At 73.9% G+C, this 22,579-nt stretch carries 19 protein-coding genes; 5 read left to right on the top strand and 14 right to left on the bottom strand.

Annotation, left to right across the window (positions count from 1 at the left end):
• Positions 1-201: 201 nt before the first annotated feature.
• On the bottom strand, positions 202-1,215 hold the full coding sequence (gene trpS, locus ACFZA0_RS23030; protein ID WP_391020004.1) for a tryptophan--tRNA ligase: 1,014 nt from the start codon (positions 1,213-1,215) through the stop codon (positions 202-204).
• Positions 1,216-1,295: 80 nt separating this feature from the next.
• On the opposite strand from trpS, the gene ACFZA0_RS23025 reads away from it, so the two are divergent.
• Entirely contained in the window at positions 1,296-2,021 is a 726-nt protein-coding gene (locus ACFZA0_RS23025; protein ID WP_391020001.1) for a hypothetical protein, read from the top strand.
• Positions 2,022-2,040: 19 nt separating this feature from the next.
• Here the strand turns inward: ACFZA0_RS23025 and ACFZA0_RS23020 are convergent, their stop codons facing one another.
• The gene (locus ACFZA0_RS23020; RefSeq protein ID WP_391019999.1) at positions 2,041-3,492 is read right to left on the bottom strand and encodes a glycine hydroxymethyltransferase; all 1,452 of its coding nucleotides are present in this window, start codon (positions 3,490-3,492) and stop codon (positions 2,041-2,043) included.
• A gap of 273 nt (positions 3,493-3,765) precedes the next feature.
• On the opposite strand from ACFZA0_RS23020, the gene rocD reads away from it, so the two are divergent.
• Positions 3,766-4,971, top strand: a complete 1,206-nt coding sequence (gene rocD, locus ACFZA0_RS23015) for an ornithine--oxo-acid transaminase (protein WP_391019997.1) — start codon at positions 3,766-3,768, stop codon at positions 4,969-4,971.
• A gap of 22 nt (positions 4,972-4,993) precedes the next feature.
• On the opposite strand, the gene ACFZA0_RS23010 is transcribed toward rocD, so the two are convergent.
• The 3 genes from ACFZA0_RS23010 to ACFZA0_RS23000 form a co-directional block, all read right to left on the bottom strand.
• Complete coding sequence (locus ACFZA0_RS23010; protein ID WP_391019994.1) at positions 4,994-6,178, bottom strand: glutathionylspermidine synthase family protein; 1,185 nt, start codon at positions 6,176-6,178, stop codon at positions 4,994-4,996.
• A gap of 53 nt (positions 6,179-6,231) precedes the next feature.
• Positions 6,232-6,570 (bottom strand): hypothetical protein, encoded by a 339-nt coding sequence (locus ACFZA0_RS23005; protein ID WP_391019991.1) that lies wholly within the window; start codon positions 6,568-6,570, stop codon positions 6,232-6,234.
• Positions 6,571-6,729: 159 nt separating this feature from the next.
• Complete coding sequence (locus ACFZA0_RS23000) at positions 6,730-8,124, bottom strand: aminotransferase class I/II-fold pyridoxal phosphate-dependent enzyme (RefSeq protein WP_391019988.1); 1,395 nt, start codon at positions 8,122-8,124, stop codon at positions 6,730-6,732.
• A 47-nt stretch (positions 8,125-8,171) separates the two neighbouring features.
• Here ACFZA0_RS23000 and ACFZA0_RS22995 point away from each other — a divergent pair, with 47 nt between their 5' ends.
• Complete coding sequence (locus tag ACFZA0_RS22995) at positions 8,172-8,699, top strand: carboxymuconolactone decarboxylase family protein (protein WP_391019986.1); 528 nt, start codon at positions 8,172-8,174, stop codon at positions 8,697-8,699.
• A 40-nt stretch (positions 8,700-8,739) separates the two neighbouring features.
• On the opposite strand, the gene ACFZA0_RS22990 is transcribed toward ACFZA0_RS22995, so the two are convergent.
• The 6 genes from ACFZA0_RS22990 to ACFZA0_RS22965 form a co-directional block, all read right to left on the bottom strand.
• On the bottom strand, positions 8,740-9,981 hold the full coding sequence (locus ACFZA0_RS22990; protein WP_391019984.1) for a hypothetical protein: 1,242 nt from the start codon (positions 9,979-9,981) through the stop codon (positions 8,740-8,742).
• 10 nt (positions 9,982-9,991) lie between these two features.
• Positions 9,992-10,363 (bottom strand): hypothetical protein, encoded by a 372-nt coding sequence (locus ACFZA0_RS22985; protein ID WP_391019981.1) that lies wholly within the window; start codon positions 10,361-10,363, stop codon positions 9,992-9,994.
• Positions 10,350-12,128: a hypothetical protein gene (locus tag ACFZA0_RS22980; RefSeq protein WP_391019978.1), complete on the bottom strand. Its 1,779-nt coding sequence runs from the start codon at positions 12,126-12,128 to the stop codon at positions 10,350-10,352. Before ACFZA0_RS22980 ends, ACFZA0_RS22985 begins: the two co-directional genes overlap by 14 nt.
• A gap of 205 nt (positions 12,129-12,333) precedes the next feature.
• Positions 12,334-13,323, bottom strand: a complete 990-nt coding sequence (locus tag ACFZA0_RS22975) for a malate dehydrogenase (protein ID WP_391019976.1) — start codon at positions 13,321-13,323, stop codon at positions 12,334-12,336.
• 252 nt (positions 13,324-13,575) lie between these two features.
• On the bottom strand, positions 13,576-14,475 hold the full coding sequence (rbsK, locus tag ACFZA0_RS22970; protein WP_391019973.1) for a ribokinase: 900 nt from the start codon (positions 14,473-14,475) through the stop codon (positions 13,576-13,578).
• Between the two features lie 10 nt (positions 14,476-14,485).
• The gene (locus ACFZA0_RS22965) at positions 14,486-15,649 is read right to left on the bottom strand and encodes a substrate-binding domain-containing protein (protein WP_391019971.1); all 1,164 of its coding nucleotides are present in this window, start codon (positions 15,647-15,649) and stop codon (positions 14,486-14,488) included.
• 516 nt (positions 15,650-16,165) lie between these two features.
• On the opposite strand from ACFZA0_RS22965, the gene ACFZA0_RS22960 reads away from it, so the two are divergent.
• Together ACFZA0_RS22960 and ACFZA0_RS22955 are read left to right on the top strand one after the other, a co-directional pair.
• The gene (locus ACFZA0_RS22960; RefSeq protein ID WP_391020293.1) at positions 16,166-17,158 is read left to right on the top strand and encodes a nucleoside hydrolase; all 993 of its coding nucleotides are present in this window, start codon (positions 16,166-16,168) and stop codon (positions 17,156-17,158) included.
• A gap of 23 nt (positions 17,159-17,181) precedes the next feature.
• On the top strand, positions 17,182-18,630 hold the full coding sequence (locus tag ACFZA0_RS22955) for an MFS transporter (RefSeq protein WP_391020291.1): 1,449 nt from the start codon (positions 17,182-17,184) through the stop codon (positions 18,628-18,630).
• Positions 18,631-19,634: 1,004 nt separating this feature from the next.
• Here ACFZA0_RS22955 and ACFZA0_RS22950 read toward each other — a convergent pair.
• The 3 genes from ACFZA0_RS22950 to ACFZA0_RS22940 form a co-directional block, all read right to left on the bottom strand.
• On the bottom strand, positions 19,635-20,660 hold the full coding sequence (locus tag ACFZA0_RS22950) for a helix-turn-helix domain-containing protein (RefSeq protein ID WP_391019968.1): 1,026 nt from the start codon (positions 20,658-20,660) through the stop codon (positions 19,635-19,637).
• A 109-nt stretch (positions 20,661-20,769) separates the two neighbouring features.
• A complete protein-coding gene (locus tag ACFZA0_RS22945; RefSeq protein ID WP_391020289.1) occupies positions 20,770-21,210 on the bottom strand; it encodes a DUF3017 domain-containing protein in 441 nt (146 codons plus the stop codon).
• Positions 21,211-21,553: 343 nt separating this feature from the next.
• Positions 21,554-22,408 (bottom strand): bifunctional methylenetetrahydrofolate dehydrogenase/methenyltetrahydrofolate cyclohydrolase, encoded by an 855-nt coding sequence (locus ACFZA0_RS22940; RefSeq protein ID WP_391019966.1) that lies wholly within the window; start codon positions 22,406-22,408, stop codon positions 21,554-21,556.
• Between the last annotated feature and the right edge of the window lie 171 nt (positions 22,409-22,579).

Below are 22,579 nucleotides of genomic sequence, written 5' to 3'. Positions count from 1 at the left end.
TCTTCGCGGACAGGGGTGACTGCGGTTGCAGTGGTCCGGCTTTCGACTGTACGGCTACGCCTGTGCCCTGGGCAGGCGTAGCCGTAGTGATGTGCAGCGCGCTGTTCGGTGGTACAAGACGCCGGAGGCGCCCCGCAGTGGGGCCCGTGGGGCCCGCGGGGCGGCCGTCCGGTGGTGCGGGGCGCGGTGTGCGGTGCCCGGTCAGTGCTTGGCGGGCAGGAAGCCGACCCGGTCGTAGGTCTGCGCCAGCGTCTCCGCGGCGACCGTACGGGCCTTCTCCGCACCCTTGGCGAGCACCGCGTCCAGGGACTCCGGGTCGTCCAGGTACTGGCGGGTGCGCTCCTGGAACGGCGTCACGAACTCGACCATGATCTCGGCGAGGTCGGTCTTGAGGGCGCCGTAGCCCTTGCCCTCGTAGCGCTGCTCCAGCTCGGGGACCGGGGTGCCGGTGAGCGTGGAGTGGATGGTGAGGAGGTTGCTCACACCGGGCTTGTTCGCGGCGTCGAAGCGGATGACCGTGTCGGTGTCGGTGACCGCGCTCCTCACCTTCTTCGCGGTGGCCTTCGGGTCGTCCAGGAGGTTGATGAGGCCCTTCGGCGTGGAGGCCGACTTGCTCATCTTGACCGAGGGGTCCTGGAGGTCGTAGATCTTCGCCGTCTCCCTGAGGATGTACGGCTTCGGGATCGTGAACGTCTCGCCGAACCGGCCGTTGAAGCGCTCCGCGAGGTCGCGGGTCAGCTCGATGTGCTGGCGCTGGTCCTCGCCGACCGGCACCTCGTGCGCCTGGTACAGCAGGATGTCGGCGACCTGGAGGACCGGGTACGTGAACAGGCCGACGCTGGCGCGGTCGGCGCCCTGCTTGGCGGACTTGTCCTTGAACTGCGTCATCCGGGAGGCCTCGCCGAAGCCGGTGATGCAGTTCATCACCCAGGCGAGCTGCGCGTGCTCGGGGACGTGGCTCTGCACGAAGAGCGTGCAGCGCTCCGGGTCGAGGCCGGCGGCGAGCAGCTGGGCGGCGGCGAGCCGGGTGTTCGCGCGCAGGTCGGCGGGGTCCTGCGGGACCGTGATCGCGTGGAGGTCGACCACCATGTAGAACGCGTCGTGGCTCTCCTGGAGGGCCACCCACTGACGCACGGCGCCCAGGTAGTTGCCGAGGTGGAACGAGCCTGCGGTGGGCTGGATTCCGGAGAGGACACGGGGTCGTTCAGAGGCCATGCCCCCTATTCTCTCAGGTCCCGGGGAGCGGTCGGGAACAGGCCGCGGCGGGGCGGGACACGGGAATCGGGGGCTTTCCGATGGGGCGACGACGACGCGGGGCGCGGGGGCGGACGCGGGGGCGGACGCGGGGACGGACGCCGTTCCTCGCCGCTCTCACAGCGGTACTGACGGCGGCACTGGCGGCCGTCCCGGCGGGGGCGCGGGCCGCCGGGGACGCGGGCGACACCCCGGACGTCGCGCTGGTCGTGCCGGGCGGCGCGGGCCCGACGACGGCGCTGCGGAAGGGGCAGGCGGACTTCGACCTGCTGTGGCGGCTGCTCGACCCGGCGTACACCGGCTCGCAGCCGGTGCCGGTGGACTGGGCGCGGGGCGGGCTGCCGGCCGTGCGCGTCACCGTGGTGTGGGGGCTGACGGGCGTGGGCGGCTGGCCGCAGACCCGGCGCGCGCCCGGCGGGGACGTGGCGATCGAGCGCGAGGACCAGGTGTTCCTGGCCCCGGACGGCACCCCGTGGGTGCGGTCGGACCCGGCCCCGGACGTCACGGACGACGACATCCGCTGGCACCGCGCGTCCGCCGCGGACTACGACGCGGTACGACGGGCGGGGCTGCTCGGCACGGGCGCCCCGGCCGGCGGCACGGGCGCGGGCGACGGCGCCGGTGACGGGCCGTGGTGGGGTCTCGCCGGACTCGCGGCCGGCGGGGCGCTGGGCGCGGGCGGCACCCTGCTGGCGCGGCGCGCGGCGGCCCGGCCCCGCGAGGGGGACGGGCGGCCGCGCGGACCGCGGCAGGAACTGATCGGCTGAACCGGCGCCCGGGGCGGGCTCAGCCGAGGTCGATCTCCGGGTACAGCGGGAAGCCGGCGACCAGGTCGGAGGCGCGCTGGGCGATCTCCTGGGAGACCTTCGCGTCGAGCACGTGCTGCGCCTTGGACGGGGCGCCCTTGGCGGTGGTGCCGGCCTCGGTGGTGCTCAGCACCCGGTCGATCAGACCGGCGACCTCGTCCATCTCGGCGGTGCCCAGGCCCCGCGTGGTGAGCGCCGGGGTGCCGATGCGGATGCCGGAGGTGTACCAGGCGCCGTTCGGGTCGGCGGGGATGGCGTTGCGGTTGGTGACGATGCCCGAGTCGAGCAGCGCGGCCTCGGCCTGGCGGCCGGTGAGGCCGTAGGAGGAGGCGACGTCGATCAGGTTGAGGTGGTTGTCGGTGCCGCCGGTGACGAGGGTGGCGCCGCGCTTCATCAGGCCCTCGGCGAGCGCGCGGGAGTTGTCCACGATGCGCCGCGCGTAGTCCTGGAAGGAGGGCTGCCGGGCCTCGGCGAGGGCGACGGCCTTGGCGGCCATCACGTGCGGGAGCGGGCCGCCGAGGACCATCGGGCAGCCGCGGTCGACCTGGTCCTTGAGCGAGTCGTCGCACAGCACCATGCCGCCGCGCGGGCCGCGCAGGGACTTGTGCGTGGTGGTCGTCACGATCTGGGCGTGCGGGACCGGGTCGAAGTCACCGGTGAGCACCTTGCCCGCGACCAGGCCCGCGAAGTGCGCCATGTCGACCATGAGGGTCGCGCCGACCTCGTCGGCGATCTCGCGCATGACGCGGAAGTTCACCAGGCGGGGGTAGGCGGAGTAGCCGGCGACGATGATCAGCGGCTTGAACTCGCGGGCGGAGGCGCGCAGCGCGTCGTAGTCGATGAGGCCGGTCGCGGAGTCGGTTCCGTAGGAGCGCTGGTCGAACATCTTGCCGGAGATGTTCGGGCGGAAGCCGTGGGTGAGGTGGCCGCCCGCGTCCAGGGACATGCCGAGCATGCGCTGGTTGCCGAAGGCGCGGCGCAGCTCGGCCCAGTCGGCCTCGGAGAGGTCGTTGACCTGGCGGACGCCGGCCTTCTCCAGGGCGGGCAGCTCGACGCGCTGGGCGAGCACGGACCAGAAGGCGACGAGGTTGGCGTCGATGCCGGAGTGCGGCTGGACGTACGCGTGGCGGGCGCCGAACAGCTCCTTGGCGTGCTCGGCGGCGAGCGACTCGACGGTGTCGACGTTGCGGCAGCCCGCGTAGAAGCGGCGGCCGACGGTGCCCTCGGCGTACTTGTCGCTGAACCAGTTGCCCATCGCCAGCAGCGTGGCCGGGGAGGCGTAGTTCTCGGACGCGATCAGCTTGAGCATCTCGCGCTGGTCGGCGACCTCCTGGCCGATGGCGTCGGCGACGCGCGGCTCGACCGCGCGGATCACGTCGAGGGCGGCGCGGAAGGCGGTGGACTCGGTGGAGAGGGGCTGCTGCTCGGGCATGTCGGCCTCCGGACGGTGCGGGTTCAGCGGTCACGGTTCGGCCCAGGCGCACGGCACACACTCGTACTCAGGACCGCTCCCCGATGGTCGTTCCCATCCCAGCGCGCCAGTCACGGCCCGCCGCCAGGGTACCGGGCACGCCGGAGGGCCCGGTTCCCGCGTCCACCATGCGGGCGGGGATAAGAAGGGTCCGCGGGCCGCCGCGCACGGCCGTCCCGCATCCATCAGCAGAGGTCACGGGCGCAGGTCCGTACCCGCGGAAACGGAGTCGGCGTGAGCACCACCGAGACCCTCGTAGCGGCTGCCGAGGCGCACGGCGCGCACAACTACCACCCGCTGCCGGTGGTGGTGGCGACGGCGGACGGCGCCTGGATGACGGACGTGGAGGGCCGCCGCTACCTGGACCTGCTGGCGGGCTACTCGGCGCTGAACTTCGGGCACGGCAACCCGCGGCTGCTCGCGGCGGCGCGGGCCCAGCTGGAGCGGGTGACGCTGACGTCGCGGGCGTTCCACCACGACCGGTTCGGCGCGTTCTGCGAGCAGTTGGCGGCGCTGTGCGGCATGGACATGGTGCTGCCGATGAACACGGGCGCGGAGGCGGTGGAGACGGCCGTGAAGACGGCCCGCAAGTGGGGGCACCTGGTCAAGGGCGTGCCCGACGGGCGGTCGAAGATCGTGGTCGCGGGCAACAACTTCCACGGCCGGACGACGACGATCATCTCGTTCTCCACGGACCAGGAGGCCCGCGCCGACTTCGGCCCGTACACGCCGGGCTTCGAGATCGTGCCGTACGGGGACCTGACCGCGATGCGGGCGGCGGTGACCGAGAACACGGTCGCGGTGCTGCTCGAACCGGTGCAGGGCGAGGCCGGCGTCGTGGTGCCGCCGGCCGGTTACCTGCCCGCGGTACGGGAGTTGACGCGCGAGCGCGGGGTGCTGTTCGTCGCGGACGAGATCCAGTCGGGGCTCGGCCGCACCGGCCGTACCTTCGCGTGCGAGCACGAGGGCGTGGTGCCCGACATGTACGTGCTGGGCAAGGCGCTCGGCGGCGGCATCGTGCCGGTGTCGGCGGTGGTGTCGTCGGCGGAGGTGCTCGGGGTGTTCCGGCCGGGCGAGCACGGGTCGACGTTCGGCGGGAACCCGCTGGCGTGCGCGGTGGCCCTGGAGGTGATCGCGATGCTGCGCACCGGCGAGTACCAGGAGCGCTCGGCGGACCTCGGCGCCCGTCTGCACCGCGACCTGGCGGAACTGACGGGCACCGGCAAGGTCTCGGCGGTCCGCGGACGGGGGCTGTGGGCGGGCGTGGACGTGGACCCCTCGGTCGGCACGGGCCGCGAGGTCTCGGAGCGGATGATGGGGCGCGGCGTCCTGGTGAAGGACACCCACGGCTCCACGATCCGGATCGCACCGCCGCTGACGATCTCCCGGGAGGACCTCGACTGGGGCGTCGGGGAGCTGCGGGAGGTGCTGGGGGCCTGAACCCCCTTGCCGTGCGAGCCCGTTACCGGATCACGTGCGGCAGGAAGCGGGCGTACTCGTCGGTGATCAGGCCGGAGGACTCGCGGATGCCGAGTCCGGCCGGCTCGTCCCGCACCACCCAGGCGCCGAGCACGACGTGGTTGCCGTCGAAGGCGGGCAGCGGCGCCAACTCCTGGTAGCAGCAGGGCTCTTCGGCCGGTACGAACGCGCTGCCCCGGGGATGCACCGTGACCCCCTCGCCCTCGCGGCCGAGCAGCGGCTTCGCCACCCAGCCCATGGTGCGGGCGAGTTCGCGCGGGCCGTCGAGGTAGGCGGGGAGCAGGTTGGGGTGCCCGGGGAAGAGCTCCCAAAGGATCGCGAGGAGTGCCTTGTTGCTCAGCAGCATCTTCCAGGCGGGCTCGATCCACAGGGTGGTGCCGGTGCCGCCGCCGTTGTCGAGGGTGTCCAGGACGTGCCCGGCGAACCGGTCGGACGTCAGCCACTCCCAGGGGTAGAGCTTGAAGCAACTGCGGATGAAGCGGAGCCTGTTGTCGACGAACCGCTCGGAGAGCGGGTCCCAGCCGATCTCCTCGACCGACAGCCAGTCGGTCTCCAGTCCGGCCTGCTCGGCGGTCTCCTTCAGGTAGGCGACCGTCATCAGGTCCTCGCCCAGTTCGTCGGCGCTGGAGTGCGCGAAGTGCAGCGGACTGCCCGGCGGCAGCAGCGTGGCCTGCTTGCGCCAGGCGTCGACGAGCCGTTCGTGCAGCGAGTTCCACTGGTCGGCGCCGGGGAACCGCTCCTCCATCCAGAACCACTGCGGACTCGCCGCCTCGACGAGGGAGGTGGGGGTGTCGGCGTTGTACTCCAGCATCTTCGCGGGCCCGGTGCCGTCGTAGCGCAGGTCGAACCTGCCGTACACGGACGGGAGTTCGTCGCGGCGCCGCCATGCCTCGGCGACCGCCTCCGCGACGCGCGGGTCGGTGATGCCGAGGTCGGCGAGGCGGCCGGTCGTGACGATGTGCTCCGCCGCCGTCAGGCACATGCGGTGCAGTTCGGCGACGACGTCCTCCAGCGCCTCGATCTCGGGCAGGCCGAACTCGTAGTACGCGCTCTCGTCCCAGTAGGGCGTCAGCGTGCCGTCGGCCTGCCGGGTGAGCGGGTAGACGAGCCCCTGGGCCTCGACGGTCTGCTGCCAGCCGGGGCGCGGTTCGATCGTGCGGCGCTGCACTGTCGGGTCTCCGTGGGTTCGGGTTCGGTGGTGCCGGGCGGTTCGCGGCCGGATCAGCCGCCGCTCGACCCGCCCTTGCCGCCGATGCCGCCGCGGTCGACGCCGCTTCCCTTCTTGCCGCCCGAACCGCCCGATCCCGAACGGGGTTTGGTGAAGGAGCCGCTGTCGATGTAACCGCTCTTCTTCTTGCCGCCGTAGTACCAGGTGCCGGTGCCCGACGACTTGCAGTTCTTGTCCGCGACGACGCGGTAGCCCTTGGCCGCGCTGTAGCTGTCGCGGTCGACGCAGCGCTTGTCGGGGTCGGAGGAGCAGGCGGTGAGCGCCACCGCGAGCACCCCGACGCTGCCCAGTACGACCGTGCCCGAACGGAGTTGCCGCCGTGTGTCCGCCATTGTCCGTCTCTCCCCCGTGCCGCGTGCGGTTCTGTTGATCGTCGTCCGCGAATACCGACGTACGACTGCCCCCGATGGTTGCGTGTATCCGCCCGCCGGTTGCGGAGGCGGGGCGTCCGGCGGGACGCGCCGCGCCTGCTCACGGCGGGTGCCGCACCCTCAGGGCAGCGCCCGGCACAACGCCTGGAGCGCCCCCGCCCACGCGTGGTCCGGCGGTGTCCCGTAGCCCACCACCAGGGCGTCCACGCGGGGGGCCGTCGAGGCGGGGTGGCGGAAGCGGGTCAGGCCGTGGACCGCGAGGCCCTGCCACGTCGCCGCCTGGACGACCGTGCTCTCGGTGCCCGGCGGCAGGCGCAGCACCGCGTGCAGGCCGGCCGCGATGCCCGTCGCGCGGACGTCGGGCGCGTGCTCGGCGAGGGCGGCCACCAGGGCGTCGCGGCGGCGGCGGTAGCGCAGCCGGGCGGCGCGCACGTGGCGGTCGTAGGCGCCGGAGGTCAGGAACCGGGCGAGCGTGAGCTGGTCGAGCACCCCGCAGGTGTCGGAGACGCCCTTCGCGGCCACGACCTCCTCGGTCAGCGACGCCGGCAGCACCATCCAGCCGAGGCGCAGGCCGGGGGCCAGCGACTTGCTGGCGGTGCCCAGGTAGACCACGTGCTCCGGGTCGAGGTCCTGGAGGGCACCGACCGGCTGGCGGTCGTAGCGGAACTCGCCGTCGTAGTCGTCCTCCAGGATCAGGCCGCCGGTGCGCCCCGCCCACTCCACCGCGGCCGACCGCTGCTCCGGCCGCAGCGACACCCCCATCGGGAACTGGTGCGAGGGCGTCAGCAGCAGCGCCGACGCCCCGAGGTCCGCCAACGCGCCGGTCTCCGTGCCCTGTTCGCCGAACGGCACCGGTCGCGTGCCCAGGCCGGTGCGGGCCAGCAGGTCCCAGTGGATGTCGAGGCCGTACGACTCGACGGCGACCGTGCGGGCGCCGCGCCGCCGCAGCACGCCGCCGAGCAGGGTCAGCCCGTGCGCGAAGCCCCCGCACACCACGATCCGGTCCGGGTCGGCGCGCACCCCGCGCACCCGGGCGAGGTACTCGGCGAGGGCGGCGCGCAGTTCCGGCCGACCGCGCGGGTCGCCGTAGCCGAGGGCCTGCGCGGGGGCGTCGGCGAGCGCGCGGCGGGCCGCCCGCAGCCACTCGGCGCGCGGGAAGGACGCGAGGTCGGGGGTGCCCGGGACCAGGTCGTACCGCAGCGGGCCCGGGACGCGGCGGCGGGCGGCCGGCCCGGCGGGCGGCGCCACGGCCCGCTCGGCCACCCGGGTGCCGGAGCCCTGCCGGGCGGTGAGCCAGCCCTCGGCGACCAGGTCCGCGTACGCCTCGGCGACCGTGTTGCGGGCGACGCCGAGGTCCGCGGCGAGTGACCGGGAGGACGGCAGCCGCGTGCCGGGGGCGAGCCTGCCGCCGCGCACGGCCTCGCGCAGTGCGTCGGTCAGGCCCCGGCGCACCCCGGGGCCCGCGGGTTCCAGATGCAGGTCGACACCCGCCGAAGTGGCCCACGAATTCGCCATGGAAGTGGACCATACCCGTGGGCTGCCTGCTGCCTAGGCTCGACACCATGACCGACAACAGCAGCACCGCAGCCACGGACACCACCGCCACCGACCAGCCCTACGCCCACGAGCACACCCCCCGCCTGCTGTGGGCGCAGCACGCCCCCGACGTCTACAAGGCGATGGTGCGGCTGGACGCGGCGGCCCGGCAGGGCCTGGACCCGAAGCTGGCCGAGCTGGTGAAGATCCGCGCCTCGCAGCTCAACCACTGCGCGTTCTGCCTCGACATGCACTCCAAGGACGCGCTGGCGGCCGGCGAGAGCGTCGAGCGGATCGTGCAGCTCGCGGCGTGGGAGGAGTCGAAGCACTTCTACACGGAGAAGGAACTGGCCGCGATCGAGCTGACCGAGGCCGTGACCGTGCTGACGGACGGCTTCGTGCCGGACGAGGCGTACGCGAAGGCCGCCGAGCACTTCGACGAGAAGGAGCTGTCGCACCTCATCGCGGCGATCACGGTGATCAACGCCTGGAACCGCTTCGGCGTGAGCACCCGCATGGTGCCGGGGCACTACAAGCCGGGACAGCACGCCTGAGCGTGACGACCGGCGGGCCGCCCGGCACGGGCGGCCCGCGTCAGTCCGTGTCCGTCGCCGCGCAGGGCGCACCCGATGGACAGAACGAGTCCAACGCCGTTGTCAGCGTGGCCAGTTCGTCGTCGGTGCCGCCCGCGTCCGGGCCGTAGACGGCGATGGCGTAGACGCGGTCGTCGCCCGCCACGAACCGCTCGTCGAAGACGTGCCACGTCCCGACGTCCGGCTCCCCGCGGATGCTGTCGGCGAGGTATTCGAGACGGGACCCGGTGAAGTCCCCCTGGTCGAGGTTGGTGAGGCTCAACTCCCGGAAACCGGGGGCCTTCGCGGTCCTGTCGGACAGGAACTCCCTGAACGAGTCGTCCGGGGTGGGCTCTTCGACCTGGTAGACCTGGATGCGGTGCCCGGCGTCCGGGCTGCGGAGGTTGACCACGCGCATGCCGAACGAGGACGCCGCCGTGGTGCGGGTCCAGCCCGCGGGGACCACCATCCGGAAGCCCTCGGCGTCGTCGTGCACCTCGAAGCCGGGCGGCACGGAATCGGCGGACGCCGAGGGCGAGTCGGAGGGCGACTCCACGGTGGGCGAGCTCGACGTGCCGGTGGGCGAACCGCCCCCGGTGCCGGGCGAGGAACGCGCGCTCGTCCCGCCGCCCGTCGCGACCTGCTTGTCGTCCTTCCCGTCGTCGGCGGTGCGGACCACCACCAGGCACACCGCCACGGCGACGACCGCCACCGCGGCGACCACCGCCCACATCACCCGCCGGTTCCTCCGCCCGTCCCGGGCGTCACCGCGCTCCGGGTCCCAGGGCGGTGCGCCGTCCCAACCGGGTGCGGGCTGCCGCCCGGTGTCGTCCGGGGCCGGGGACCACTGCGGGGGGTACGGGTACGGGTCTCCGTGGGCGGTGCCGCCCACGCTCCCGGTGCCGCCCGCACCGGCGTCGAAGCCGGCGGACCGTTCGGGGGCGGACCACGCGCTGTCGGACCACGTGCCGTCGGAACCACCGGGGTCGGCGTCCCGGTCGGGCCCGCCGCTGTGGTCGTGGTCGTCGGCGTTCGGGCGTCGCAGGCCGCTCCAGAAGGTCTCCGCCTCGGGGTCGACAGCCGGGCCCGCGCCCGGTCCGGGAACGGGAGTGCCGTCCGGTGCCGTCGGGGGGTGGGCCGGGGGCACGGCGGGCGGCGGCCCGACAGGGGCCGGGGGCGGTGTCGGCGTGGGCACCGACCCGGTCGCGCCGCTCTCCTCCCAGCGCTGGGTGTCCTCGTTCCAGTACTGCCGGCCCCCGCTCATCCCCACCCGCTCACATTCCGAGCAGGCCGGCCACGGCACCGGCCGACGCGAGCACGTTCAGCAGTGCCTGGGAGTCGGCGAGCAGCGCCCGCAGGCGCTCCCTGCGCGTCGGTCCCGCCTGCCCGGTGGCGGTGATCTCGCCCTCGGCGGCGGCCAGTTCGGCGTCCAGCGCGACGGTCTGGTCGGTGCCGCGCACCCGGGCCAGATCGGCGCGCAACTCTCTCACCGCGGCGAGGAGTTCCTCGGCGGCCGCGTCGCGGGCCGGGGCGTTGTGGTGGTGGCTCTCGGCGTGCGACCGGTTGCCGATGGCGAAGGTGCTGTGCGAGACGCCGCCGATGCTGACGTTGGGCTGACCGGGCTCATCGGGCTCATGGGGTTCCATCGGAGTCGGCTCCCTTCTGCGGCGCCGGGGCGCCGTGGTTCGTGGTGGTGGACGAGGCCGTGGCGTTGTCGCCGATGGCGAACGTGCTGCCGATCGCCTGATCGATGCTCACCGAGCTGACGTTGACGATCTTCTGGACGAACTCGCCGGTCTGGTAACCCGCTTCGGCGAGCGCGGACCGCACGCCGTGCGCGATGCGGTCCTGGATGCTGCGCAGGTAGCGCACCCCGTCCATCGACTGGAACTGCGACCCGTCGGGCGCCGACGCCAACTCCCGCACGGAGAGCGCCGGTCCGTCGGGCAGGGCTCCCGCGTAGCCGCCGGTGAGCCGGCGCCACGCCTGGAGTCCGGACCTGCCCAGGATGATCAGGGAGTGCGCGGCGGAGCGCGGGATGTGCGAGGCGGCCCAGGCGGCCTTGCCCAACGGGCTGTTGTGCAGGTGGCGGTGGGCGGCGCGGTCGGCCTCCTTGAAGTCCTCGCGGACCGGGCGCAGTACGTGCGGCGCCACTTCCAGCATGAGCATGCGGCCCTGCGTGTGCAGCCGCACGAACACCGTGACGACCAGCTCCTCCTCCCAGCCGCCGACCCGGACGCGCAGGAAGTGCCGCCGCTTCTCGCCGCCCTCCTCGACGGCGCGCGCCCGGTGCTCCTCGAAGGTCTCCCGGTGGTACGGGGCGTCCCCGCGGCGGGTGATCCCCTCGGCCGGGAGGAAGACGCACTCGTCGATCTCCAGCCAGCGCAGCCGGTCGCGCACGGTGTGGCCGGCGCTCTCCGAGGGCAGCCGGAGCTGTTCCAGCAGCGGGCGCACCTTTTCCAGCAGGATCCGGTTGCTGAGCGGGAGTTGACGCTTCTGCGTCTCGTCGGGCCGCAGCTCGACGGCGAGCACCCACGTCTCGTGGGCGTCCCCGGCACCGCAGAAGGGACGCGCCTCGTGGTACATGACCAGCGGGGCGTGCTGCTCGACCCGGATGCGGCCGGAGACCTCCCGGAAACGCGCGCCGTCGGCGTGCTCCGCGGGGTCGTTGCCGGCGTCCGGGAAGCCCCGCGGGGAGAGTTCACCGGCGATGACGCGGGCGATCTGGTCGCGCTGCGCCCCGACGCACAGGCCGGTCAGCGCCAGGACGGCGACCGCGATCCAGGCCTGCCACGGCCGGACGGAGCCGTCCCCGAACAACAGGGTGAAGAGGTGCTCGAAGGAGAAGCCGCTCGACGAGCTCATGCCGTAGGGGTCGTAGGACGCGCTCGAACTGTCGGGCGCGTCCACCATCCCGAAGGCGTAGACGAACACCGCGATCAGGGAGAGGAGGACCATGACGCGGCCCCACCAGCGCGCCAGGAAGGCGAAGGCCCGTCGGAACAGGGGCGGCCGAACGGCCCGGCCGCGCAGCCACGGTGCCACCGCGAGCAGCAGGCTCGCCACCACCAGCCCGGTGAGCAGCCCGTCGGTGAGCAGCACCCCCACCACCCACAGGCCGAGCACCGCCCACGCCCAGGCCAGTTCCAGGCGCCGCGCGCGCAGGGCGTGGGCGAGGACCCGGGCGGCGTCGAACCCCAACGAGGGCGCGACGATGCGCTGTTCGTTGACGTGCAGCTGCTCGATGACCTGTTCGCGGTAGACCACGTCCAGGTAGGTGCCCTGGCACAGCAGGCGGGTCGCCTCGCTGGCGTAGGGCGGGGTGGCGGGGTGCGGCGGGGCGGATCCCCCGGACGTCGCGGCTCCCCCGGACGTCGGCTGCTGTTGCTGCGGCACGTGTGCGGTGCTCACGCGATCCCCCGATGCGCTGAACAGTGCTCTTCCACCAGTTGTGTGATGGGGCATCAGCATAGGAGCCGCGCGGCGGCCCGCGACAGCGGATTGACGAACACCACCCGCCCGTTCTCGCACGGGAGGGGGACGGCGACGGGCCCGGCACCGGTGGAAGCCGGTGCCGGGCCCGTGGACGGACCGCGTGGTGCGGTGCCGTGCCGGATCAGATGAGGCCGAGGGCGCGGACCGCCTCGCGCTCCTCCTCGAGCTCCTTGACGGAGGCGTCGATGCGGGCGCGCGAGAAGTCGTTGATCTCCAGGCCCTGGACGATCTCGTACACGCCGTCCTTGGTGGTGACCGGGAAGGACGAGATGAGTCCCTCGGGGACGCCGTACGAGCCGTCCGAGGGGATGCCCATGGAGGTCCAGTCGCCGTCGGCGGTGCCGTTGACCCAGGTGTGCACGTGGTCGATGGCGGCGTTGGCGGCGGAGGCGGCCGACGAGGCACCGCGGGCCTCGATGATCGCCGCGCCGCGCTTGGCGACGGTCGGGATGAAGTCCTCGGCGAGCCACTTCTCGTCGTTGACGACCTCGGCCGCGTTCTTGCCGCCGACGGTCGCCTGGAAGATGTCGGGGTACTGGGTGGCCGAGTGGTTGCCCCAGATGGTCAGGCGCTTGATGTCGGCGACCGTCGAACCGGTCTTCTTCGCGAGCTGCGTCAGCGCGCGGTTGTGGTCCAGGCGCGTCATCGCGGTGAAGCGCTCGGCCGGTACGTCCGGGGCGGCGGCCTGGGCGATCAGCGCGTTCGTGTTCGCCGGGTTGCCGACGACCAGGATCTTGACGTCGTCCGCGGCGTTGTCGTTGATCGCCTTGCCCTGCGGCTTGAAGATGCCGCCGTTGGCGGAGAGCAGGTCGCCGCGCTCCATGCCCTTGGTGCGGGGGCGGGCGCCGACGAGCAGGCCGACGTTGGTGCCGGCGAAGGCGACGTTCGGGTCGTCCGTGATGTCGATGCCCTGGAGCAGCGGGAACGCGCAGTCGTCGAGTTCCATGGCGGTGCCCTCGGCGGCCTTGAGCGCCGGGGTGATCTCCAGGAGGCGGAGCTTGACCGGCACGTCCGCGCCGAGCAGCTGGCCGGAGGCGATGCGGAAGAGCAGGGCGTAACCGATCTGGCCGGCCGCGCCGGTGACGGTGACGTTCACGGGAGTGCGGGTCATGGCGTTCTCCGTATGACAGCTGGCGGTGGGGCGTCCCTGCCCCGGGGGTCCGGGGATCCCGAGCCGGGGTGGCCGGCGGCGCCTGGGAAGGTCGATCACCGGCACCAGTGGTCGGTCGCGGATACCGATGATCGATCTCTTGGCGTCAAGAGATCCACCGGTCAGGCTATCGCGCCTGTGCGCGCCCGGACTCCCGCAGTCGTGTGGCCCGTCCCACAGCACGGCGGGGCGGTGCGGGCGGCCGCCCGGCGCTCATGCCCGGCGGGCGAGGAACTCCTCGACCTCGTCCCGCGTCGCCAGGGAGGACTGCGCCCCCGCGCGCGTGGTGCTCAGGGCGGCGGCGGCCGAGGCCCAGCGGGCGGCCTCCTCCAGGGAGCGGCCCTCGGAGAGCCCGACCGCGAGGGCGCCGCAGAAGCAGTCGCCCGCGGCGGTGGTGTCCTTCGGCGTGACGCGGAAGGCGGGCAGGTGCAGATGCGCGGTGCCCTCCAGGAGCAGCACGCCGTCGCCGCCGAGGGTGACGACGACCGCGCCCGCGCCGCGCAGTTTGCGGGCCGCCGCGACGACCTCGTCCGTGGTGCGGGGGACGTCCGTCCCGGTGAGCGCGGCCAGTTCGGTGCGGTTGGGCACCAGCAGGTCGACGTGCGGCGGCGGGGCCGACTCCTGCGTCACCGGCGCCGGGTTGTACAGCACCGTCCCGCCGGCGAGCCGGGCGGCGGCGTGGTTGGCCTCGTCGGGGACCTCCTGCTGGAGGACGGTGACGGCGGCGCGGCCGAGCACGTCGGCGGCGGCCTCGCAGTCGGCGGCCGTGAGGCGGGAGTTGGCGCCGGGGCTGACGATGATGCTGTTCTCCCCGGCCGGGGAGACGGCGATCATCGCCCGGCCGGTGGGGGTGCCGGCGGTGGTGCGCAGGTGGGTGGTGTCGACGCCCTGGCCGCCCACCGCCTCCGCCATCAGCCGCCCGGCGTCGTCGTCCCCGACCCGGCCGACGAAGGCGACCCGGCCCCCGAGACGGGCCGCCGCGACGGCCTGGTTGGCGCCCTTCCCGCCGGGGTGCTGGGCGATGTCCCCGCCGAGCACGGTCTCCCCGGGCACGGGGTGCCGCGGCACCTGGGCGACGAGGTCGAGGTTCAGGCTTCCGACGACGGCGATCACTGCTTTTTCCTCACACTGTTGGGGCGTTGTGGTCTTGCGTGCGCGGCCCGGTCGCGGGCCGCTCCTCGCGGGGGTCCGGCACCCCGGACCCGCCGGACGGCGGCGGACGGCCGGCCGGACGGTCCGCGGGCGCGGCGGCGGGCGCCGGAACGCTGGAGGCGCGGACGGTCAGCCCCGGCGCGAGCCGCACCGTGCGCACCGCCCGGCCGCCGGCCGCCGCCCCCGGGCCCCGTTCCTTCTCCGCGCCCCGCTCCAGGCCCTTGTCCAGCAACGCGGCGGCCTCCGCGGCGAGTTCGCGGACCGGCTGGCGCACGGTGGTCAGGCCGGGCGCGGTGAGCGAGGCCATCGGCACGTCGTCGAACCCCGTCACCGCGACCTCGCCGGGCACGTCGGCGCCCAGCTCGCCGAGGCGTTGCAGCGCGCCGATGGCGATCAGGTCGTTGGCGCACACCACGGCGTCCGGGCGGTACGGCCACAGCCGGTCGACGGCGGCCCGGCCCCAGGCGACGGAGAAGTCACCGAGTTCGACCGGGGCGGTCCCTCCGGGGAAGAGGCCGCCCGCGCCCGCGTCGAAGGCGGCGCGGCGCTCGGCGGCGGCCGAGGCGGTGCCGGCCGCGCCGACGAAGCAGGGCCTGCGGCGGCCGGTGGCCACCAGGTGGTCCAGGATCAGGGAGACGCCGGCGGCGTTGTCGACCGCCACGAGGTCCGCGACCCCGGGGCCGCAGCCGCGGTCGAGCAGCACCAGCGGCACCCGCCCGGCCGCGTCGGCCACCGCGGGCCTGCTGAGCCGTTCGTCGACCGGCACCACCAGCAGCGCGTCGACCCGTCTGCCCAGCAGGTCGGCGATCCGGCCGGCCTCGACGTCGGGGTCGTCGTCGCTGTCGGCGAGCAGCGCGGCCCGTCCGTAGTCGTGCAGGACGTGGGTCAACTCCCGTACCAGCGACGGGTAGAACGGGTTGGTGATCTGCGGCAGCACGAGGCCGACGGTGCCCGTGGACCGGCTGCGCAGGGAACGCGCGACCTGGTTGGGCACGTAGCCGAGCGTCTCGGCGGCGGCCCGCACCCGGGTCGCGATCTCGCCGCCGACCGGCCGGGTCCCGGCGAGCACGCGGGAGACGGTGGACACGGAGCAGCCGGACAGCGACGCCACGTCCCTGAGGGTCACCTCGCCCATCGGGCAGCCTCCTTGCTCGCCGCGGGCCGCGCACGGCGGACCACGTCACCCTTGACGGCGGCAAACGTTATCACCACGAAACCGCCCCAAGGGAGGGGCTGCTGATGTGACTTCAGCGGCACAGAACGGGCGGGAACGGGCAGGTGCGTGACGTGCATCTCAAGTATTGACAACCCGGGATCCAGGTCCGCACTCTCTTCGGAGAACGATTTCCCACATCGTGATCACAGGGCACGCGACAGGCCTCTCGATGAGGCCCCCGCGGACCAGGGCGATCCGACTCCGGTCACGTGCCGAGCCCGCCGCGCGCATCCGCCAGGCCCGCCCGTCATGTGCTCCCACCTGTGGAAACCCGTCGACACCAGGCAACTGGCAGGACACCCCGCGCGTCCGGCACAGGAGCCGTTGGCGGGAGCCCCGGTACGCGTGCGTGCCGGGAATCGTTCCCAAGGTTCTGCCGTCGGCACCGCCCGGCGCGCACCCGCACACCGTCCCGGCCGAGCAAAGGGGCTCATGTTGACCAGGAAGATCATCCTCGACTGCGATCCCGGACACGACGACGCGATCGCCATGCTGCTGGCCCACGGCAGCCCCGGCGTGGAGCTGGTCGGCGTCACCACCGTGGTCGGCAACCAGACGCTGGAGAAGGTGACCCGCAACGCCCTGTCGGTGGCGCGGATCGCCGGCATCACCGGCGTCCCGTTCGCCGCGGGCAACCCCCGCCCCCTGGTGCGCGAGATCGAGACCGCCCCGGACATCCACGGCGAGTCCGGCCTGGACGGCCCGGTGCTGCCCGAACCGGTCATCGAGCTGGACCGCCGGCACGCGGTCGACCTGATCATCGACCTCGTGATGTCCCACGAGCCGGGCGAGATCACGATCGTGCCGACCGCCGGGCTGACCAACATCGCCATGGCGGTGCGCAAGGAACCGCGCATCGCCGAGCGGGTCCGCGAGGTCGTCCTGATGGGCGGCGGCTACCACGAGGGCAACTGGAGCGCGGTCGCCGAGTTCAACATCATCATCGACCCCGAGGCCGCGCACATCGTCTTCAACGCGGGCTGGCCGGTCACCATGGTCGGCCTCGACCTGACCCACCAGGCGCTGGCCACCCCGGAGGTGCGCGAGAAGATCGCCGCCGTCGGCACCCGCCCCGCCCGGTTCGTCGGCGACCTGCTGGACTTCTTCGGCGACATGTACCTGGAGGCGCAGGGCTTCGAGCACCCGCCGGTGCACGACCCGTGCGCCGTCGCCTACGTCATCGACCCCGACGTCATGACCACCCGCCGGGTCCCGGTCGACATCGAGCTGCACGGCTCGCTCACCCTCGGCATGACCGTCGCGGACTTCCGCCGGCCGGCCCCCGAGGACTGCCCCACCCAGGTCGCCGTCACGCTCGACCGCGACCGCTTCTGGGGCCTGGTCGTCGACGCGCTGGAACGCATCGGCGAGGGCGGCGACCCGGACGGCGACGGCACCGCGCACGCCCCGGAGGGTGAGCAGGCGTGAACTCCTCCCCCGCTTCCGCGTCGTTGAGCGCGCCCGGCGGCCCGGACACGGTCTCCGGCGGCCCCGGTCGCGCCGGCCGCCCGGCCCGCGTCGGCGCGCTCATGGCCGCGCTGCTGGTGGCGTGCTTCGCCTTCCAGCTCAACGCGAGCATGCTCAGCCCGGCCCTCGCGGACATGGCGACGTCGCTGCACACCACCTCGGTGTCCATCGGCAACACCCAGACCGCGTTCTTCACCTCCGCGGCCGTCTTCTCGCTGTTCCTGCCGCGCCTGGGCGACCTGATCGGCCGCCGCAAGGTGCTGACCGGCATGCTCGTGCTGATGGTCGTCGGCTGCGTCGTCTCGGCCCTGGCCGGGGACGTCCCGATGCTGTTCGTCGGCCGCGTGCTCCAGGGCGTCAGCGGGCCGGTCGTGCCGCTCTGCCTGATCATGCTGCGCAACGAGGTCTGCGAGCCGAAGACGTACGGCACCCTGCTCGGCGTCATCACCGCGGTCAACGGCGGCATCGCCGGCGTCGACTCGGTGGCCGGCGGCTCGCTCACCGACCACTTCGGCTTCGGCGCCGTCTTCTGGACGATGGCCGCCGTCGCCGCGATCGGCGCGGTCCTCGTCGCCACGTTCACCCCCGAGTCGCGGGCCGCCTCCGGCACCACCCGCATGGACTGGCTGGGCACGGTGTGCCTGGCGGTCTCGGTCGGCACCCTGCTGCTCGCCCTCGACGAGGCCGGCAAGCTCGGCGCCGCGAACTGGGCGTACGTCGCGGTCATGGCCGTCGTCGCGGTCGTCGCGTTCGCCCTGTTCTGGCGCACCGAGGGCCGGACCGCCCACCCGCTGGTCGCCCTGCACCACCTGCGGCGCCGCGCCACCTGGTCGCTGCTGGCCTGCACCCTGCTCACCATGACCGGCGTCTTCGCCATCATGAACGGCCTGGTGCCCGCCTTCGCCCAGGACGGCGACGCGGGCCTCGGGATGTCCGCCACCGGCTCCGCGTGGTGGACGCTGACCCCGTACGCGCTGGCCGGTTTCGCCATGGGCCCGCTGGCCGGCCGCGCCGCCGCGACCTGGGGCTACGGCCGCATGCTGCGCTTCGGCCTGACCGGCTCGATCGTCGCCGTCGCGGTCCTCGCGGCCACCCTGCACATGGACTCGCGCGCCTGGCTGCTGATCGGCTCGCTGCTGGTCGGCATCACCTACGCGGGCGTCGGCAACATCATCCTCAACGGGCTGGGCATCGTGCTCTCCCCGGACGACAACCCGGGCTTCCTGCCGGGCCTGAACGCGGGCGCGTTCAACCTCGGCGCGGGCGTCAGCTTCGTCATCCTGGACGCGGTCCAGAGCGCGGTGCACCCGTCCTCGTCCGGCTCGACGGCCGGGTACTCCACCGCGATGATCGCGGGCATGATCCTCATCGCGGTCGCGCTCGCGGTGTCGTTCCTGATCCCGAAGCCCACGAAGGCGGAGGTCGCCGGCTAACCGGCGCCATCCCGCGCCGGGAGGGCGAGTCCGGCCCGACCCGGGCCGGACTCTCGGGTCCCGTGGGGATGCTGACCGGGTGCCCGGCCGAAGGCGGGGCATTCCCACCGGGGCCGCCGCCCGCCCCCGCCGCAGTCCACGCCGTGCGGGCCGCTCACGCGGTTCCGCACGGCGTAGCTGTGTGCCCTCTGCGGGGCGGGGGCCCTGCGGCCCGAAAGCCGAGGGCCGCGTACGCATCGGCCGTCGGCGTCGGGGGCACTCAACGGTGCCGCCCGACACGGCCTCCGCCCCGCCCGCGGTCGGCTACCGGACCGCGCAGCCCTTCGGGCCGGAGGCGGGGGTCGCGCGCCGTCGCCTCCGACACGGCCCACGACGAGCCGCACACAACCGCGCCCCGCGCACAGCCGACCTCCGCACCGCGCAGCCCTTCGGGCCGGACGCGAGGGTCGCGCGCCATCGCCTCCGACACGGCCCACGACGAGCCGCACGCGGCCGCGCCCCGCGCACAGTCGGCAACCGCCCCGAGAGCCCGACGCGAACGGGCGCACACCATCGCCTCCGACACGACCCACAACGAGCCGCACACAACCGCGCCCCGCGCACAGTCGGCAACCGCCCCGAGAGCCCGACGCGAACGGGCACGCGCCATCGCCCCTGACACGGCCCACGCCGAGCCGCACGCAAGGGCGCCGCCCTGCGCACGGTCGGCTGCCGCACCGCATCAGGCCCACCTACGACCGGAACGCAACCGCCGCGCGTACGCCGTCACCCGGACACAACTGACGCCAGAGACCGCCGCGTCGGCGTCGGGTGCACGCAGCGGATCCGCCCGACACGGCCTCCGCCTCGCGCACGGCCGATCACCGCACCGCATCCCGCCCGCCTCGACCAGGACACAACAGGCGCGCACGCCGTCCCCCGGACACGGCTGACGCCCACAGACCGTCGGCGTCGGGTGCACGCAACGGCGCCGCCCGACACGGCCTCCGCCCCGCCCGCGGTCGCTACCGGACCGCGCAGCCCTTCGGGCCGGACGTGAGGGTGGCGCACACCGTTGCCTGCGACGGGTTCGACACCGCCAGCATCGGGGTGTACGCGATCGAGTCGCCCGCGGTGTCGACGGTTCCGGTCTCGCGGTGCTTGCCGACCGTGACGGTGACCTCGTCGCCGGGAGCCGCCCGCGTGACCCGGCCCCAGGCCGCCCCGCACGTCCGGCTGTAACGGACCTCCACGAGGACCGTGCCGACCGTGGCCGTGGCGGTGGTCGTCACCAGGTCGCCGCTGCACCCCATGGCCTCCGCGTCCCGGCCCGTGCAGTCGGCCCCCGAGCACTTCACCCCGGCGGGCAGGTCCGCGGGGGCGGCGGCGGTGGCCGTCGGCGAGGCGGCCGAGGCCCCGCCGCGCGCGCCGTCGCCGTGCTTGTCGTTGTCACCGGGCGCGAGGGTGAACACGACGGCGATCAGTACGAGGACGCCGACGAGGCCCGCGAGGAACATCGTCGTCCGCCGCCCGCGCCGACCGGCTCCGGCGGACTCCGGCGCGGCCGGCCCCGGTCCGCCGCCGGGCGGCACCGTCGGTGCCACGCCCGCCGGGCCCGCGACCCCCGGCGCGACGGCGGCGCGGCCGGTGGGGCTGCTCGGGCCGTTGCGCGGAGCGGGTTCGCCGGTCGCGGTGGTGCGGGGCGGCGGGCCGAACTCCCCGAGCGCCGCCCGCGCCTTGCTGATCCGCGCGGCCTCCATGGTCACGTCGTGCCGGGGCTGCGACCGGCTCCAGGCCCGTTCGGCCAGCTCCCACATGGTCGTCACGTGGGCCGGATCGACGCCGACCACCTCGGCCAGTGCGACGGCGGCACCCTTCGGCGCCAGCAGCCTGCCGTTGAGGTAGCGCTCCCAGGACGGCCGGCTGTATCCCGTGCGTTCGGCGACCGTGGCGACGCTCAGTCCGCCCCGGTCGACGAGCCGCCGCAACTGCTCGTTGAACTCCCGCAGTTGTGGATCGAGACCGTCCGGCAGGGCCTTCCACCGAGGCATGGCGTTCCCCTCTCCCCGTTCCCCCGACGCACCGGACCAGGGTCTCAGTTCCCCCGGCGGTTGGGGAACCGCCCTGCCTCGCAACGCACGTGCCGGCCGCCCCGGTGGGTCAGGTGCGGATGGTGAAGTGCAGGGCGTCGTCGAGCACGGGGATCTCCAGCCACGGCCGGGGCTGGACCATCATCGCCAACAGCACGATGGCGAAGCCCAGGACGCCGTAGGTGACGATGTCCGTGAAGCGCGAGCGCACGGCGAGCATGCCGACGTCCGGCACCACCCAGCGCATCACCGCACCGACCAGCAGGGCCAGGCCGATCAGCATCGTCCCGATCCGGAACAGGTCGAGCGCGGTGAGCAGCAGGCCGAGCGCGACCACGCCCAGCACCATGAGCACCGGCCACTGCCGTGCCGGGGCGGGCGCGTCCGACGGCGCCGCCCTGCCGCCGCCCTCGGGGCGCGCGGTGTCCCGCGTGAACAGGGGGAACCGGCGCGTGGCACGGCGGGGCCGTCCCTGGGCGTCGGGGGCGCTGACGGCGTCCCGGACCTCGATCTCGGGCTCGGCGTCGGCCTCGACGCCGTCGCCCCCGGTGTCGCCGGCGACCGAACCGGCTTCCGCAGCGGGGGACTTGGACACGGCGGACGCCGAGCCGGAACCCTGCCGGGACCGGGATTCCGACTCCGGACCGGAGTCGGAATCCGCACCGGAGCCCGACTCCGAGCCCGGCCCGGCCGCGGTCGCGGACTCCGCCGGCGCGCTCTCGGCCGCCGCGGACCCGGCAGCGTCAGCCTTCGGCGCGCCCGCCCGGGTCGCGCCCGTAGCGGCCGTACCGTCGCCGGTCGTCACGTCGCCCCGTTCCGACGCCCCCGTCGCCCTCTCCGCCTCCTCCGGCGCGTCAGGCGACACTGCGCTCCGCCGCCTCGACCACGTTCACGAGAAGCTGCGCGCGGGTCATCGGACCGACACCGCCGGGGTTCGGGGAGATCCAGGCCGCGACCTCGGCGACGCCGGGGTGGACGTCGCCCACGATCTTGCCCTCGGCGTTGCGCGAGACACCGACGTCGAGGACGGCGGCGCCCGGCTTCACGTCCTCGGGGCGGACCAGGTGCGGGGAGCCGGCGGCGGCGACGATGATGTCCGCGCGCCGCAGGTGCGCGGCGAGGTCGCGGGTGCCGGTGTGGCACTGGGTGACCGTGGCGTTCTCGCTGCGCCGGGTCAGCAGCAGCGGCATCGGGCGGCCGATGGTCACACCGCGGCCGACGACCACGACCTCCGCGCCCTTGATCTCCACGCCGTGGCGGCGCAGCAGGGTCAGAACGCCATTGGGGGTGCAGGGCAGCGGGGCCGGCTCGTTGAGGACGAGGCGGCCGAGGTTCATCGGGTGCAGGCCGTCGGCGTCCTTGTCCGGGTCCATCAGTTCGAGGATCCGGTTCTCGTCGATGCCCTTGGGCAGCGGCAGCTGGACGATGTAGCCGGTGCAGGCGGGGTCCTCGTTCAGCTCGCGGACGACCGCCTCGATCTCCTCCTGCGTGGCCGTGGCGGGCAGTTCGCGCTGGATGGAGGCGATGCCGACCTGGGCGCAGTCGCGGTGCTTGCCCGCGACGTACTTCTGGCTTCCGGGGTCTTCGCCGACGAGCACCGTGCCGAGGCCGGGCGTGACGCCCTTCTCCTTCAGCGCCGCCACGCGGGCGGTCAGATCGGACTTGATCGCGGCTGCGGTGGCCTTGCCATCGAGAATCTGGGCGGTCATGACCCCATCCTCCCGGATGACCGCCCCCGGGTTCCAATCCGGGGTGCCCGACGACCCCCGCACCGTCCATGATCAGTGATGTTGCACTTGGGCAACAGGTACAGACTTGCGCTGGACAGGTGTTCGTAGACGGGAAGACGATGTAGCGCGCATGCGGTCCGACGGGGGGAC

The sequence above is a fragment of the Streptomyces sp. NPDC008150 genome, from assembly GCF_042956945.1.
Lineage (GTDB): Bacteria > Actinomycetota > Actinomycetes > Streptomycetales > Streptomycetaceae > Streptomyces.
Note: the sequence above shows the minus strand (reverse complement) of the source record. Positions and strands in the feature narration are given on the sequence as shown.